This window comes from Acidobacteriota bacterium (genome assembly GCA_018001935.1).
Classification (GTDB): Bacteria; Acidobacteriota; JAAYUB01; order JAAYUB01; family JAAYUB01; genus JAGNHB01.
The window spans coordinates 14349-30639 of the sequence record JAGNHB010000024.1 but is presented as its reverse complement, the minus strand read 5'-3'; the positions used below and the strand labels follow the sequence as shown (position 1 = coordinate 30639).

The window sequence follows — 16291 nt, the reverse complement described above, 5'->3', positions numbered from 1 at the left end:
GACGCGATAACGGAAGGAGAACCCATGCGAAGACGCAGACGCTACGACGACGACCGGTACGGTTTTCCGCCGTACGTGCCGGTGGCGGAACGGCGGAGGAAGGCCGAGCGGGAGGCGGCCGCCCGGCGGAAGAAGGGCGAGGACCTCTCCCCGGTGACCGTCCGGGGCCGCACCCTGGCAGACACCTTCTGGGGAAAGGCCTGGTGCGCCAACCTGGAGCGCTACGGGGACTACGCCAACCGACTCCCCCGCGGGCGCACCTACGTGCGGAACGGCACGGTCCTCGACCTCAAGGTGGAGACGGGCCGGGTGAAGGCGCTGGTGATGGGCACCCACCTCTACCGGGTGGAGGTGGACATCGCCCCCCTCGCGAAGGGGCGCTGGGAAGCGCTGGTGGCGGAGTGCGCCGGGAAGATCGGCTCGGCCCTCGAGTTGCTCCAGGGGAAGCTCTCCGACGCCGTGATGGCCGTCATCACCCGGGAGGGGACGGGTCTGTTCCCCACGCCCCGGGAGATCCGCTTCACCTGCTCCTGCCCCGACTACGCCTCCCTGTGCAAGCACGTGGCCGCCGCCCTCTACGGGGTGGGCGCCCGGCTCGACCACGCCCCCGAGCTGCTCTTCCGCCTGAGGGGGGTGGACCCCGGCGAGATGGCGGGCCGTGCCGGCGTGGACGCCATCCTGAAGGGCACCGCGCCGAAAGCGGACAGCCGCCTGGACGAAACCGACCTTTCCGGCCTCTTCGGCATCGAGCTGGACGACCTTCCCGCACCGCCGGCCGCGCCCCGCGGGAAGGGGAAGCCCGCCGCGGCCCCGACACCCGCCCCGACGGACGCACCGGCCGTCGGGACGCCGGCCCGCCCGCGGGGACGCCCGCGGCGAAGCGTGGCGGCCCCGGCGCCCGCCCCGGAATCGGTCCCCGCCCCCCGGCCGGCCCGCCCGCGGGGACGTCCCCGCCGCGGCGAGGCGGCCCCGGCGCCCCCGCCCACCATCACCGCCCGCGAACTCACGGGGCAGGGGGTCCCCCACCCCCGCATCCAGCAGTGGCTCGCCGCGGGGGTCCTCCGGCGCACCGACCGCCGCGGCGTCTACGAGACCACCCCCCGCCTGGCGCCGGCCCTGGCGGCCTACCGGAAGGCCGGAAGGCGGTGAGGTTTCCCGCCGGCGGAAGGGGGAACGTTGCGGCGTTCCCGCCCGGGGCGACACGGCTTCCTCTCCCGCCACCGGGTTCGTCCGTGCTTCAGTGATTTGATCTGTTGGCGGCCGCCCCGGCTCAGAAGCGGACCAGCAGCTTGAAGAAGAGGAAGCAGGCGGCGCCGACGACGGCGGAGAAGGGGATCGTCAGGATCCAGGACCAGACGATGCGCATGGCGACGCCCCACTTGATGCCGGAGAGCTTGGTGGTGGCGCCCACGCCCACGATGGCGCCCGCGATGGTGTGGGTGGTGGACACGGGGATCCCCGTGACGGTGGCCAGGAAGAGGGTGAAGGCCCCGGCGGTCTCGGCGCAGAAACCCCCAATGGGCTTGAGTTTGGTCATCTTCATGCCCATGGTCTTGACGATGCGCCACCCCCCCAGGGCCGTACCGATGGCCATGGCGGCGTTGCAGGAGAGGACGATCCAGGCCGTTTGGCTGCTTCCGAGGGAGAGGCTCGTGTGGGCGGTGAAGGCGCCGGTGGCCACGAAGAGGGCCACGATGATCCCCATGGTCTTCTGGGCGTCGTTGCCGCCGTGCCCGAGGGAGTAGAGGGCGGCGGAGACCAGCTGCCCCTTCCGGAAGAAGCGGTCCACGGCCTGGGGGCGCTGCTTGTGCACGATCCAGATGACGGCGACCATGAAGGCGAAGGCCACCACGAAGCCGATCAGCGGGGCGATGGGGATGAAGAGCATGGCGGAGCCCAGCTTGTCCCAGTGGATGACGCCCCAGCCGCCGTAGGCGACGCCGGACCCGGCGAGGCCGCCGATGAGGGCGTGGGAGGAGCTGGTGGGGAGCCCCCACCACCAGGTGAGCAGGTCCCAGACGATGGCGCCGAGCAGGCCGCTGAGCACCACGAAGACGAAGGCGGGCTTCCCCTGCTCGATGATGACGATCTTGGAGATGGTGTCGGCCACCTTTGGGGCGAAGATGAACATGGCGGCGAAGTTGAAGAAGGCCGCCCACAAGACCGCGAAACGCGGGGAGAGGACCCGGGTGGAGACGATGGTGGCGATGGAGTTGGCCGCGTCGTGGAACCCGTTGATGACGTCGAAGGCCAGGGCGGTCAGGACGGTGGCGAGGACCACCCACCACAGGGTTTCCAGGGGCATGTCAGCTCGCCTCGATCACGACGCCTTCGATGATGTTGGCCACGTCCTCGCAGCTGTCGGTGGCGCGTTCCAACATCTCGAAGATCTCCTTCCACTTGACCACCATCACCGGCGACTGCTCCTCCTTCAGCAGGCGGACCAGGGCCGTGCGCATGGCCACGTCGCCGTCGTTCTCGTACTGGTGGACCTGGATGCAGATGTCGATGATCCCCTTGGCCTGCGCCACGTTCCGCAGGCCTCGGACGGCCTTGCACAGCTCGGTGCACGCCTTCACCAGGATCTCGGCGAGGTCCCGGGCCTCGGAACGGATCGAGGTCAGCTCGTACATCACCAGGCGCGCCGCGGCGCCGTCGATGTCGTCGGTGATGTCGTCCAGCCGCTTGATGAGGGCGTGGATCTCGTGCCGGTCGATGGGGGTGATGAAGGTCTTGTGGAGGGCCTCGATGCACTTGTGGGTGATGTTGTCCGCCTGGTGCTCGAGGGCCTTGATCCGCGAGACCTTGGACTCCATCTCGGGCCCGTTGGAGGTGATTTCCAGGAAGATCTTGCTGGCCTCCAGCGTGGTGTCGACGTGCTGCTCGAAGTAGTCGAAGAAGCTGACTTCCCGTGGCAAAAGTTTCTTGAACATGGCGTGTGCTCCATTCTTAACGCGAAGCAAACAGATTCTTCATTTTATTCCTCGCCCGGGGGAAAAGGCAAGCGGCATTTCCTCGAATCTTCCGGGCGGACAACCCGCCCGGCCCGCATCCGGATCAGGGCACGGCCGTCCCCGCGGGCCGCGTGCCACCCGCCGCCGGGTGAATCCGTCCCCCGCCGAGATCATCAATGGTATTTGGTCTGTCGTCGAAACGGTTTATAATAGTCGGGAGTTCTTCGGACCCGGCACGACGCGACGGTGAACCGCCATTCCCAAGGGAGACCGCCATGGATATTCTGGAAACGTTCAACCCCCTCTCGGACCGGATGTTCCGGATCCTGGACGACGAGGGCCGGATCGCCTCGACCGACGCGGACCCCGGCCTTCCACCCGAGGCCCGGGCGGCGGCGCTGGAGAAGATGCTCTTCGTCCGCACCGCCGACCAGATGGCCGTGTCCTACCAGCGCCAGGGCCGGATGTACACCTACCCGCCCAACCTCGGCCAGGAAGCCATCGGGGTGGGCGTCGGCCTGGTGATGCGGGACATCGACTGGCTCTGCCCCGCCTACCGCGAGCTGGGCGCCTGGCTGGCCAAGGGCGCCACGATGAAGGACATCTTCCTCTACTTCAGCGGCAGCGAGGACGGCTGCCGGCTGGAGGGCGCCCCCAACATGCTCCCCTTCTCGGTCCCCATCTCGTCCCAGAACCTCCACGCCGCGGGGATCGGCTACGCCCTCAAGTACCAGGGGAAACCCGGCGTGGTCTTCGTCTTTTTCGGGGACGGGGGCACCTCCGAGGGCGACTTCCACGAGGCCCTCAACTTCGCCGGGGTGTGGAAGGCCCCCGTGGTCTTCGTCTGCCAGAACAACCAGTACGCCATCTCCTGCCCGCGGTCGAAGCAGACGGCCTCGAAGACCCTCGCCATCAAGGCCCTCGCCTATGGCATCGCCGGCATCCAGGTGGACGGCAACGACCTCCTCGCCGTGCACGCCGCGGCCCTGGCCGCCCGGGAGCACGCCGAGGCGGGGAAGGGGCCGGTCCTCATCGAGGCGCTGACCTACCGGCGGGGCGCCCACACCACCTCCGACGACCCCTCCCGCTACCGGACCCCGGAGGAGGAGGCCCTGTGGGAACCGAAGGACCCCATCCGGCGCCTGCGCCTCCACGTGGAGTCCCTGGGCATGTGGGACGCGGGCCGGGAAGCCCGCGCCGTGGAGCAGTTCAAGCGGGAGATCGACGCCCGCTTCACGGAGGTGGAGAACCAGCCGCCCTACGCCCTGGAGGACGTCTTCCGCTTCCATTACGCCGTCATGCCGGACGAGCTGAAGCGCCAGATGATCGAAACCCGCAAGTTCCTCAACTGGAAGGAGTCGCGACAATGAGCGTGAAAGTGATGACCCTGGTCCAGGCCGTGACCTCGGCCCTGGACGTGAAACTGGCGGAGGACCCGTCCGTGGTGATCTACGGCGAGGACGCCGGCAAGGAAGGCGGCGTGTTCCGGGCCACCGAGGGCCTCCAGCTCAAGTACGGCGAGGCCCGCGTCTTCGACAGCCCCCTGGCGGAGTCGGGCATCGTGGGCACCGCCGTGGGCATGGCGGCCGCCGGCCTTCGCCCCGTGGTGGAAATCCAGTTCTGCGGCTTCGTCTACCCCGCCTTCAACCAGATCGTCTGCCACGTGGCCCGCATGCGCAACCGCACCCGGGGGCGCTACCCCATGCGCCTGGTCATCCGCTATCCCTACGGCGGCGCCATCCGGGCCCTGGAGCAGCACTCGGAGAGCAACGAGGCCTACTTCGCCCACACGCCCGGCCTGAAGGTGGTCGTCCCCTCGACGCCTTACGACGCCAAGGGGTTGCTCATCGCCGCCATCGAGGACGACGACCCCGTCATCTTCCTGGAGCCCAAGCGCATCTACCGGGCCGTCAAGCAGGAGGTCCCCGAGGGGCGCTACACCCTCCCCATCGGCAAGGCCAAGGTCCTGTCCGAGGGGAAGGACCTCACCGTGGTGACCTACGGCGCCAACGTCCGGGAGTGCCAGCGGGCCCTGGCGCTGGCGAAGGAGGCCGGGATCTCCGCGGAACTCGTGGACCTGCGCACCGTCTTCCCCCTGGACCGGGAGACCGTGGCGGCCTCCGTCCGCAAGACGGGCCGGCTCCTGTCGGTGACCGAGGGCCCCGTGACCTGCGGGGTGGGCGCCGAGCTGTCCGCCCTGGCCTGCGAGGAGGCCTTCTACCACCTGGAAGCCCCCCCGGCGAGGCTCGCGGGCTTCGACACGGCGCCGCCCTACGCGCGGGGCGAGCACTTCTACTTTCACGGTCCCGACCGGATCTTCTACGAAATGAAAAAGGTCATGGAGAGCTGACATGCGATACATCTTCAAGTTCCCGGACATCGGCGAGGGGATCCACGAGGGGAAGATCCTCCAGTGGTACGTGGAGAAGGGGCAGTCCATCCAGTCCGGCGACCCCGTGGTCCAGATGGAGACGGACAAGGTGGTGGCCGACATCCCCTCGCCGAAGACGGGGGTGATCTCGGCCCGGTTCGGGAAGGTGGGCGAGATCATCCACGTGGAGGACCCCCTGGTGGAGATCGACCTCCCGGGCGTGGAGGGCGAGGAGGCCCAGGCCGTCGCCCACGAGCCACCGCCCCCGCGCACCACGGTGGCGGAGCCCGGCTACGGCGTGGTGGGGACCATTGAGGTGGCCGGCGACAACGCCTACCTGCCGGTCTCCGACGAGGGCGTCGGGGCCCCGGAACCGGAGGAAGCGCCCGCGCGGCCCGCCCGCAAGGTCACGGCCACCCCCACCGCCCGCGCCATGGCCCGGGAACTCGGGGTGGACCTCGGCCGGGTTGCCGGGACGGGCCCCGGCGGGCGGGTCCTCAAGGAGGACGTCCAGGCCCACCACCGCGACCTCGGGGCCTCCAGGCGCCCCGCCCCCGCGGCGGCCGCCGCGCCTGAGGCGCCGCGCGTGGAGGCGGAACCGCTGTCCCAGATCCGTAAGGCCATCGCCCGCAACATGAGCCTCTCCAAGCACAACGCCGCCCACATGACCCTCCTGGACGAGGTGGAGGTGGACGAGCTGGTGGCGCTGCGGGAGCGCTTGAAGGCCGAGGCGCTCTCGCGGGGCGTGAAACTGACATACATGGCCTTCATCCTCAGGGCGGTGACGGAGGCCCTCAAACGGCACCGGTCCTTCAACGCGGAACTGGACCTGGAGGGCGGCCGGGTGGTGTACAAGAAGTACTACAATCTGGGGGTCGCCGTGGATGCCGAGGAGGGACTGGTGGTGCCCGTGATCCGCGACACCGACAGGCTGTCGATCACGGAGCTGGCACTCCGGGTGGCCGAGGTCGGGGAGAAGGCCCGGCAGCGCAAGCTCACCCTCGACGACTTCCGGGACGGGACCTTCACCGTCACCAACTTCGGGGCGTTGGGGGGATGGCTCGGCGTGCCCGTCATCAACTACCCCCAGGCGGCCATCCTGGGCGTGGGGCGGCTGGAACAAAAGGCGCGGGTCCGCGGCGGGGCGGTCGTCCCTGGCTGGGTGCTGCCCCTCTCCCTCTCGGTGGACCACCGGCTCATCGACGGCGGGGAGGCGGTCCGCTTCCTGGTGGACGTGATGGCGACCCTGCGCGAGCCGGTCCGGCTGCTGCTGGCGTAACCGTACGCGCTGCCTGCCGGGCGGCGCACGGCGCACGGGGGGAACGAGTCGAACCAGCGCCTTCCGGCAGAAGGCGCCTACGGAGGAACCATGGATTACGACATCATCATCATCGGATCGGGCCCCGCCGGGTACATCGCCGCCGTCCGGGCCGGGCAGCTCGGGATGCGGGCCGCCCTGGTGGAGAAAGGCGAGATCGGGGGGATGTGCATGCACTGGGGGTGCGTCGCCGTCAAGGCCATGATGGAGAGCGCCCGCTACTTCGTCCGACTGCGGGTGGCGGAGCGCTTCGGCATCCGCGGCGTGCGGCCCGAGGCCTGCGTCTTCGACTGGTCGGCCGCCGCCGCCCGCGCCGCCAACATCGGTCAGCGCCTGTCCTCCGGCGTCCGGGCAACCCTGGACAAACACAAGGTGGACGTCCTCCGCGGCGAGGCGGCCCTCGTGACGCCGCAGTCCGTCCGAGTGGACAACCGGATCGTCACCGCCGGGACCCTGGTGGTGGCCACCGGCTCCCGCCCCGAGCGCCGACCGCTCCCCGTGCCCGAGGAGATGGTCCTCGAGATCGACGCCCTCTGGCGACTGGAGGCGCTCCCCACCCGGCTGGCGGTCGCGGGGGAAGGCCCCAACGCCCTGGAGATCGCCCAGATCCTCCGGATGGTGGGCAAGGATGTCACCCTGCTCGTCCCGGGGCCTACCGCCCTGCCCTTCTTCGACCCCTTCTTCGCGCAATATGCCGCCCGCCTGCTGGAACAGCACGGCATCCGGGTCGTCAACGAGGCCCGGGTGGAAGGCGTCGCGGAGGGGGGGCTACGGGTCAGCGGCACGGTGGTGCCGGCGGACCGGCTGGTCAACGCCCACTTCCGGAAGGCCGTCCTGCCGCCCTGCGAATTCCCCCTGGACACCCGGGACGGTTTCCTCGTCACCGACGACGCCTACCGCACCAGCCAGCCCACGGTCTACGCCGTGGGCGACGTGAACGGCCGGCGGATGCTGGCCCACGCCGCCTCGGCCCAGGGTCTGCACGCCGTGGGCCGGATCGCCGGGGTCCGTGAGGACGCGAAGGAGAACCAGGTGCCCCTGTGCGTCTACACCTCCCCCGAGATGGCCCAGGTGGGGCAGGACGAGCCGAGGCTCCAGCTGGCCGGCGTCGACTACCGGGTGGACGAGTTCCCGCTGACCGCCAACGCCAAGGCCTTGGCCGAGGGCAACGCCGAGGGGGTGATCCGGCTCCTGTCGAGCCGGCTCTACGGGGAGGTCCTGGGGGTCCAGATCGTCGCCCCCCACGCCACGGACCTGATCTCCGAGGCGGCGGCCATCCTGGCCATGGAGGGGACCCTCTACGACATGGTGCGCATCGTCCACGCGCATCCCACGGTCTCGGAGGTCTTCATGGACGTGGGCTTCGCCGCCCTCGACCGCGCCGTGCGGGAATAAAAAGTACGCGCCGCCTGCCTTGTACGCGCCGCCTGCCGGGCGGCGCACGGGAAGCCCGACGAAAAGCGCGCCTTCCGGCAGAAGGCGCGTACAGTACGCACCGCCTGCCGGGCGGCGCACGGAGAACCCAACGAAAGGGGCGCCTTCCGGCAGAAGGCGCGTACGACGGAGAACACCTCGTGGAAAAACCCGCCATCGAGCACCTGATGTGCTCCCGGGTCCGGGAGGCCGCCGAACGGGCCGCGGAAGCCTGCATCCTCGAGATCAACGCCGCCGGCCACGACTTTCGCCGCGACCCCGACGCCCTCTTCGGTTGGCGGGAGGAAACGACCGGCCGCAGGCTTTCCGTCACCTGTGCCCTCGGCGTATCCGTGCAAACCGCCGAAGAGATGTTCCGGCCCCCGGACCCCGACGTGGAGGCGTTCATCGCCTTGGCCGAAGCCGGAACCGACCGGGAGGCCACCCTCCTCAACCGCCTCGAGGGGGACGTCGCCAACGGCGGTTTTCTCCAGCTTTACGAGAACCAGGGTCTTGGCGTCATCCGGGAAGGGATCGGCCTGCTCGGGCGCCTCGGGGCCCGGTCCACCAGCCGCCTCTTCCGGGAGGCCCTGGAGCTTTTTGAAAACCGCGAGGGGACCCTGAAGGGATACGAGGACCTCCGGAAGGAACTCCACCGCCTCGACCGCCGCTTCAACCGCCTGAAGGAGAACCTCCCCGTCCTCTTCCTCCGGATGCGCCGGCCGATGGGGACGTGAGTTCGGGGTTTTCGCCTCCGCCGAAAAAGCGCCAGGCCCCGCGAACCGTCGCGAAGACACCCCGGTGGCTTCGCCAGGGCCCGCCCCGTCGTGGGGTCGTCAGTCGATCCGCACGCGGCGGCGGCGGGGCCCGAGGGGGATGAAGTCGTCCTTCTCCCGCTCGGCGATGATCCGGAGCGCCAGGTTCACCAGGATGCGTTCCTTGTCCGGGTCCCGGGGGCGGACGTGCCGGTAGCGGCCCAGGCCCATCGCCTGGCGGAGAAGAAGGTCCGCTACCGGGGACGTTTCTTCGAAGGTGCGTTTACGGATTCTCATCGGCGGCCTCCGCGGCGGCCTCCAGGCGGGCCAGTTCGTCCCGGACGTCGTTCTCCGGCCGCCCGGCCTTTACCCGAAGGTACTCCCAGTCCAGTTCCTTCCCGTACCGCCGGAGCAGAACCAGCAACATCTCCCGGTCCACGGCCGATTTCCAGTGCACCCAGGCGTTCAGCCGGTCGATCAGGAGGTCCTCCAGGCCGATGACGCAGAGGCTCAACCCCTCCCCGAGGTCGACTTCCTCCCGCGGGGCGTCCTCCCCGGCCATGTCGGCCGCGGGGCACTCCACGGCGACGTTCCACTCCTCCTGGACCCAGTAACGGCCTTCCCGGCGGAAGCCCAGGTCGTCCAGCACCTCGTCGAACGCGGTGGAACAGGGGTAGGCCAGATCGATGTCGGCCGTGAAGTAAACCTCGCGGGTGTAATAGGCGAGGGCACACCCCCCGATCAGCACGGGCGGCGCCTCACCCCGCTCCCGGAGTTCACGGGTGATCAGGGCCACCACCAGGAGCTGCCGCCGAAGCGGGGAAGCCGTCTGCTTGATCTTCAGAATCCGATCTTCCATGCGAGGCTCCGGAGGGAAAATTCAGGAGGAGCATACCCCCGGACCGCGAGGGAAGTCAAAGGCTTTCGCGCCCGTCGGGCCTTTGACCCGGGCTTTCCTCGACACCAAGCCGCCCCGGACGAACGTCGAACCGGACCCGGAAGCGGTCCGGGCGTGGATCGGCCGGTTGTCCTCGGACGAGAAGGACGGCTGCCTGGCCGGGGTCTTCGAGGGGAAGGGGGCGATTCTGTCCCTGGAAATGCAGCACCTTTTCCATCGGGAGCGACTCGGTCACGAGGCAGCGCGGAAGGTCGGGTTTGGAGGGCCCACCGGAGGAGGTTAGCCTGCGCGCCGACCCGGTGGCGGGGTGAGGCCGCGCAGGGTGGCGATCCCCGGCCCCGGGGACATCGACGCCGAGGTTCCGATTCCGAAGAAGGATTGCCAGGACGTCGAGGAAGAGAGTCAAACACCCTGTGACGCATGCGGTTGCAGCGGACTTCCCGATGGTGTAAGGTAAGCACTGGCTCGCGCGGCCGGGGAACCGGGAGCATGCCGGGGAACGCGCTGTGCGGCTGCCGGCGGGCCACGGGCGGGACCCCGGTCCCGGAAGCACGGATGGGGGCGAATCATGCAAAATGGCAATCGCTTCGGTCGAACGGTGGTTTGGGTTCTTCTCCTGGCCGGGGCCGGGGTGAGCGTCGCCGGGGAAACGCCGGAGCCGCTCGTGCGGTCCCCGCTCGCGGTGATCGACACGGTCAAGGCGGACGGCCTGGCCGCCCGGGCGGGGGTCAAGGCCGGCGACCGGGTGGTCGCGATCAACGGCGTGGCGGCGACCCGGCTGGAGGAGGTCCTCGGCTACCGCCTCGCCTGGGAGAAGGGGCGCGACACCCGGTTCGGCCTGAAGCGCGGGGAGGAGACGCTCACGGTCCTCCTGCCCCAGGGGGACTGGGAGTGCGATTTCCGGGCCGACCTTTCCGAGGAGGGCCTGCGACGCTTTTATGCCGCCCGCGGGGAGCTGAAGAAGGCCCAGACCCGTGAGGAGGGCCGGAAAGCCTGGGAGGCGCTGGCGGAGGAGGCCCGGCAGGCCGGCTTCCCGGAAGCGGCCTTCTGGCTGGGGACCGAGCTGGGGAAGGCCCACTTCTACGCCCACCGCTGGAAGGAGTTGAAGGAAGTCCTGGAGCGATGCGGGCGGGAAGCCCCCGGGACGAGCTACTGGGCCTGCGTTTCCGCGATTTTCCTCGGCCGCGCGCTCATGATGGGCGGCGACCTCGAGGGCGCCGCCCGGACCTTCGCCCAGGCCGGGGAGGCGTTGACGGACGAGGCGTCCGAACCCCTCCGGGTCGTCCTCATGGGGTGGGTCTTCCAGTTCGAATACGACCGCGGCCGGCTCCCCGAGGCCCGGCAACTGGCCGAGAAGCTCCTGGCCGACCGGGGACGCCTGGCCCCGGACAGCCTCCTGCTGGCCAACAGCTTCCAGGACCTGGGCATGGTGGTCTATGCCCAGGGGGACCTGGCCGCGGCGAAGGCGTACTTTCTCAAGTCGCTGGCCCTCAAGGAACGCCTCGCGCCCGACAGCACGGCCCTGGCCATGAATCTCAACAACCTGGGGGCCGTGGCCGCCGAAATGGGCGACCCGGTCGCCGCGAAGGAGTACTTCAGCCGGGCGCTGGCCATCCACGAGCAACGGACGCCGAACAGCATCCTGTCCGCCAAGGCCCTGCAAAACCTGGCCATCCTGGACACGCTCCTGGGGGACTTCGCCCTGGCCCGGGAGCGCTTCGAAAAGGCCCTGAGCATCCGGCAGCGCGTGCTCCCGGACAGTCTCGACCTGGCCCAGGCCCTGGCCAACTTCGCCATCCTGCTGGTGGAGCAGGGGGACTTGCCCCTGGCGAAGGAATACTATCGGAAGTCCCTGGCCATCCGCGAACGCCTGGCGCCCGAGAGCCTCGACGTGGCCCACTGCCTCGCCGCCATGAGCCACGTGTACCGGAGGCAGGGCGACCTGAAGTCGGCGAAGGCGTGCTGCACCCGGGCGCTGGCCATCCAGGAGCGGCTGGCCCCGAAGAGCCTGACGTTGGCTTCCTGCCTCCTCGACCTGAGCTTTGTGGTTAAAGAGCAGGGCGATCTCGCCTCCGCGAGCGAACTCCAGGCCCGGGCCCTGGCTATCCAGGAGAGCGTGGCGCCGGGCGGCATGGCCGTGGCCGCAAGCCTCGACAGCCTGGGCAACACCGCCCGGAAGCAGGGCGACCTGGCGATGGCCCGGGAGTACTACCTCAAGGCCCTGGCCATCCGGGAGCGCCTGGCACCGAACGGCCTCGAGGCGGCCTACATCCTGAACAACCTGGGCAGCCTGGCCATTGACCGCGGGGACCTGGCGTCCGCCCGGGACTTCCACCTCAAGTCCCTGGCCGTGAAGGAGCGCCTGGTGCCGGACACCCTCGACGTGGCCGAGAGCCTGAACTCGCTGGGGGCCATCGGGTCCGCGCAGGGGGACCTGGCGTCCGCCCGGGAACTCTACCTCAAGGCGCTGGCCCTCAAGCAACGCCACGCGCCGGACAGCCTCGACGAGGCCCTCACCCTCGACGGCCTGGGCAACGTGCTCCGGAAGCAGGGCGACCTCGGCGCCGCGCGGGAGAACCTCCGCAAGGCCGTGGCCATCCAGGAGCGCCTGGCGCCGGGCAGCCGCGCCCTGGCCGAGAGCCTGCGGGACCTGGCCCGGACGGAGAAGGCCGCGGGGGCCCTCTCGCTGTCGGCCGAACTCCAGGCCCGGGCCGTGGAGGTCCTGGAGGCCCAGCGCGCCCAGGTGGGCGGCGAGTCGGCGAAGACCGCCTTTTCCGCCGTCACCGGGGAGTTCTACACGGACCTGATCGCGGCCCTCCTGGACACGCAGCGGCCGCAAACCGCCCTGGAGACCCTCGAGCGCTCGCGGGCGCGGACCCTGCTGGAGATGGTCTCCTCGCGCTACGTCGACCTCGGGGGGGAGATCCCGGCGGCGCTCCTGGAGCGGCAGCGGGAGTTGACGGGCCGGCGGCGTTACCTGTCCGACAAGCTCGCCCAGGCCGGGGAGAAAACGGACCCGAAGCGGGTCGAGGGCTGGCGGGCGGAACTGCTGATGCTGCCGCAGAAGGAGGACGCCCTGGCCGAGGAGATCCGCAAGGCCTCCCCGCGCCTGGCGGCCCTTCAGTACCCGAAGCCCCTGGACTACAACGCCATGCGGGATGCCTTGCTGCCCGGTGACCTCCTGGTCGCCTACGCCGTGGGGGAGACGGAGAGCTACCTCTTCACGCTGCGGAAACCCCGGGGGAAGGCAACGGGCGACGAACTGCGGGGCGTCCGGCTGAAGCTGGGGCGGAAGGAACTGGGGAACCGGGTCATGATCTACCGGGAGGCGGTGAGCCAGCCGGATACGGACTCCGAGGAGTGGCGGGCGGCGTCCCGGGAGCTGTTTTCCCTCCTGCTGGGGCCCGTCGCCGGTGAAATCGCCGGGTGTGAGCGGATCCTGCTGCTGCCGGACGGCCCGCTCCACCTGCTGCCGTTCTCCACGCTGATCCCGGGGAAGACCCCGGCCCGGGGCAAGGCCCGCCTGGACCCCTCCCGGCCGCTGGGGCTCCAGCGCCCCCTCTCCGTGCAGGCGTCCCTGACGGTCTACGCCGGCCTGCGGTCCGGCGCCGGTGGCGGGTCCCCGTCCAAAGGGCTGAACTGGGCCGGCCTCGGCGACCCGGTGTATCCCGACCCGGGAAAACCCGGCGACACCCCGGGTGAACTGGCCGCCCTGAAGACCCGGGGTTTCCAGTTGGGCCCCCTTCCCGGGACGCGGCAGGAGATCGAGGACGTCGCCCGCCTGTTCGGCGGCCGGGCCCGGGTCCACCTTGGGCCGGACGCCACGAAAGCGCAGGCCCTGGGCCTGCCCCGGGAGACGCGGTTCGTGCACTTCGCCTGCCACGGCCTGCTGGACCCGGACTTCCCCATGAACTCGGCCCTGGCCCTGAGCCCCTCGCCGGGGAAGCCGGCCGACGCGGAAGGGACCGCGAACGATGGCTTGCTCCAGGCCTGGGAGATCATCCAGAACCTCCGGCTCGAGAGCGACTGCGTCGTGCTGTCGGCCTGCGAGACGGGGGTGGGGAAGGTCTGCGGCGGGGAAGGCATCCTGGGCCTCACGCGGGCTTTCCTGTATGCCGGCTCCCGAAGCGTCGTCGTCTCCCTGTGGCCGATCTCGGACGCGTCCACCGCGCACTTCATGCAGATCTTCTACCGGGAAATCCTCGCCGGCGTGCCCCGGGACGACGCGCTCCGGCGGGCCCAGGCGGACCTGGCCGCGCAGGGGGACTTCGCCCACCCCTTCCACTGGGCGGCCTTCGTCCTGGTCGGGGCCGGGGATTAAGCCGGCCCGTGGAATTTCCTTTCGAAAATCCCCGGTTTCTGCCATACTCCGGATTTCGTGTGCGGGCGCCGGACGGTCATCGCCCGATTGAATCAACCTTTTTGTTTTCAGGGCGGGTGGCGTGACCGCGAACGAACGGGGGAATCGCCCGTACCCCGACCGGGTCACAGCGGAACCGAGCCGTGGCGGAGACGGTTCCACCCCCGTGTCGAATCCCGATGGTTTCGCCAACAGATACGAAATGCACCAACATCGACTTGCAAACCCTTTGCCACCCGCGCAGGCTGGAGCCTGCGCCACGGTTTGTGTGTTCGTCGATCCTGTCCGTGTATTTCGTGTATTTCGTGGTTGAAACCCGGTTCTTCAGGGCTGGAGTGAGGGAATGACGGAGTTCGCATACACCGAGGAAAGCATCATCACCCTGGAGTGGAAGGAGCACATCCGCAAGCGGCCGGGGATGTACATCGGCAAGCTGGGCGACGGCACCTCCCCCGACGACGGCATCTACGTCCTGGTCAAGGAAGTGATCGACAACGCCATCGACGAGTACATGATGGGGTTCGGCAAGAAGATCGTGGTGACGGTGGCCGACCGCTCGGTGCGGGTGCGGGACTTCGGCCGGGGCGTGCCGCTGGGCAAGGTGGTGGAGGTGGCCTCCCGGATGAACACCGGCGCCAAGTACGACTCCAAGGTCTTCAAGAAGTGCGTCGGGCTCAACGGCGTGGGCATCAAGGCGGTGAACGCGCTCTCCACCGAGTTCGCGATCCGGGCCTTCCGGGAGGGGCAGGTCAAGGCGGCGGAGTTTGTGCGGGGCGAGCTGGTCCGGGAGCACGACCTTCAGCCCTCCGGGGAGCCGACGGGGACGGAGATCGTCTTCGAGCCCGACCCCGAACTCTTCGGGCACTACCACTTCCTGGCGGAGTACATCGAGGCCCAGGTCCAGAACTACGCCCACCTCAACGCCGGGCTGGTCATCCAGCTGAACGGCCGGCGGTTCCAGTCGAAGAACGGGCTGCTGGACCTGCTGACGGCCAACATGGGCGCCCCCGGCCTCTACCCCGTCATCCACCTGAAGGGAGACGACATCGAGATCGCCCTGACCCACGGCACCCAGTACGGCGAGGAGTACTACACCTTCGTGAACGGCCAGTACACCACCCAGGGCGGCACCCACCTGCAGGCCTTCCGGGAGGCGATCGTGAAGACGCTCCGCGACTTCTACAAGAAGGATTTCGACATCGCCGACATCCGGACCTCCACCATCGCCGCCCTTGCCCTCAAGATCGAGGAGCCGGTCTTCGAGTCCCAGACCAAGACCAAGCTGGGGTCGAAGGACATGGGCCCGGAGGGGCCGACGGTGCGCAACTTCGTCGGCGACTTCCTCAAGACCGAGCTGGACAACTTCCTCCACCGCAACCCCGACACCGCCGAGGCGCTGCTGAAGAAGATCCAGGAGTCGGAGCGGGAGCGCCGGAGCCTGGCGGGCATCAAGAAGCTGGCGCGGGAGCGGGCCCGACAGGCCAGCCTGCACAACCGGAAGCTGCGGGACTGCAAGGTCCACTTCGACTCCAACCACGAGGACCGCATGGCCACCACCCTCTTCATCACCGAGGGCGACTCGGCCAGCGGCTCCATCACCACGGCGCGGGACGTGAGCACCCAGGCCGTCTTCAGCCTCAAGGGCAAGCCGCTGAACACCTACGGCATGGACCGGAAGGTGGTCTACCAGAACGAGGAGTTCAACCTCCTCCAGGCGGCGCTCAACATCGAGGAGAGCCTGGACGACCTGCGCTACAACAACATCGTCATCGCCACCGACGCGGACGTGGACGGCATGCACATCCGCCTGCTGCTCATCACCTTCTTCCTCAACTTCTTCCCCGAACTGGTGAAGCGCGGCCACCTGCACATCCTCCAAACGCCCCTCTTCCGGGTCCGGAACAAGAAGCGGACCCTCTACTGCTACTCGGAGGAGGAGAAGCGCGCCGCCGTGGAAGCCTGCGGCCCCAACCCCGAGATCACCCGGTTCAAGGGCCTGGGGGAGATCTCCCCCGAGGAGTTCAAGCACTTCATCGGCGCCGCCATGCGGCTGGAGCCGGTGGTGCTGCGCAAGGACGACGCCGTCGCCCGGATGCTGGACTTCTACATGGGGAAGAACACCCCGGAGCGCCAGGTCTTCATCATCGACAACCTGAAGGTGGAGGAAGACCGGGTCGAGGCGGACGGCACGGATGTCAAACCCCTGGAAGAGACGGCGTAAG

The 16291-nt window shown here is 69.2% G+C and carries 12 protein-coding genes; 8 read left to right on the top strand and 4 right to left on the bottom strand.

The features are described 5' to 3' along the window. Positions 1-24: 24 nt before the first annotated feature. On the top strand, positions 25-1149 hold the full coding sequence (locus KA419_10895) for an SWIM zinc finger family protein (GenBank protein ID MBP7866447.1): 1125 nt from the start codon (positions 25-27) through the stop codon (positions 1147-1149). Positions 1150-1270: 121 nt separating this feature from the next. Here KA419_10895 and KA419_10890 read toward each other — a convergent pair whose 3' ends face one another. Further along, positions 1271-2305, bottom strand: coding sequence for an inorganic phosphate transporter (locus KA419_10890; protein MBP7866446.1), 1035 nt, complete (start codon positions 2303-2305; stop codon positions 1271-1273). A gap of 1 nt (position 2306) precedes the next feature. Continuing rightward, positions 2307-2933 carry a DUF47 domain-containing protein gene (locus tag KA419_10885; GenBank protein MBP7866445.1) on the bottom strand — a complete coding sequence of 209 codons (627 nt, stop codon included), beginning with the start codon at positions 2931-2933 and terminating at the stop codon, positions 2307-2309. A 296-nt stretch (positions 2934-3229) separates the two neighbouring features. Between KA419_10885 and pdhA the strand changes: the two genes are divergently transcribed. The 5 genes from pdhA to KA419_10860 all read left to right on the top strand — a co-directional run bounded on the left by pdhA (position 3230) and on the right by KA419_10860 (position 8793). Next, positions 3230-4324 (top strand): pyruvate dehydrogenase (acetyl-transferring) E1 component subunit alpha, encoded by a 1095-nt coding sequence (gene pdhA / locus KA419_10880; protein ID MBP7866444.1) that lies wholly within the window; start codon positions 3230-3232, stop codon positions 4322-4324. Next, positions 4321-5304: an alpha-ketoacid dehydrogenase subunit beta gene (locus KA419_10875; protein MBP7866443.1), complete on the top strand. Its 984-nt coding sequence runs from the start codon at positions 4321-4323 to the stop codon at positions 5302-5304. The genes pdhA and KA419_10875 overlap by 4 nt, the downstream gene beginning before the upstream one ends. A gap of 1 nt (position 5305) precedes the next feature. After that, on the top strand, positions 5306-6604 hold the full coding sequence (locus tag KA419_10870; protein MBP7866442.1) for a 2-oxo acid dehydrogenase subunit E2: 1299 nt from the start codon (positions 5306-5308) through the stop codon (positions 6602-6604). Between the two features lie 90 nt (positions 6605-6694). After that, positions 6695-8038 (top strand): NAD(P)/FAD-dependent oxidoreductase, encoded by a 1344-nt coding sequence (locus KA419_10865; protein ID MBP7866441.1) that lies wholly within the window; start codon positions 6695-6697, stop codon positions 8036-8038. A gap of 179 nt (positions 8039-8217) precedes the next feature. Then, the gene (locus tag KA419_10860) at positions 8218-8793 is read left to right on the top strand and encodes a DUF4375 domain-containing protein (protein MBP7866440.1); all 576 of its coding nucleotides are present in this window, start codon (positions 8218-8220) and stop codon (positions 8791-8793) included. A gap of 99 nt (positions 8794-8892) precedes the next feature. Here KA419_10860 and KA419_10855 read toward each other — a convergent pair whose 3' ends face one another. Both KA419_10855 and KA419_10850 read right to left on the bottom strand, forming a co-directional pair. Further along, positions 8893-9108 (bottom strand): hypothetical protein, encoded by a 216-nt coding sequence (locus KA419_10855; GenBank protein MBP7866439.1) that lies wholly within the window; start codon positions 9106-9108, stop codon positions 8893-8895. Next, positions 9095-9670 carry a hypothetical protein gene (locus KA419_10850; protein MBP7866438.1) on the bottom strand — a complete coding sequence of 192 codons (576 nt, stop codon included), beginning with the start codon at positions 9668-9670 and terminating at the stop codon, positions 9095-9097. Before KA419_10850 ends, KA419_10855 begins: the two co-directional genes overlap by 14 nt. A gap of 607 nt (positions 9671-10277) precedes the next feature. Here KA419_10850 and KA419_10845 point away from each other — a divergent pair. Beyond that, entirely contained in the window at positions 10278-14030 is a 3753-nt protein-coding gene (locus tag KA419_10845) for a tetratricopeptide repeat protein (protein MBP7866437.1), read from the top strand. Positions 14031-14412: 382 nt separating this feature from the next. Beyond that, positions 14413-16290, top strand: a complete 1878-nt coding sequence (locus tag KA419_10840; GenBank protein MBP7866436.1) for a type IIA DNA topoisomerase subunit B — start codon at positions 14413-14415, stop codon at positions 16288-16290. Position 16291: the final 1 nt, after the last annotated feature.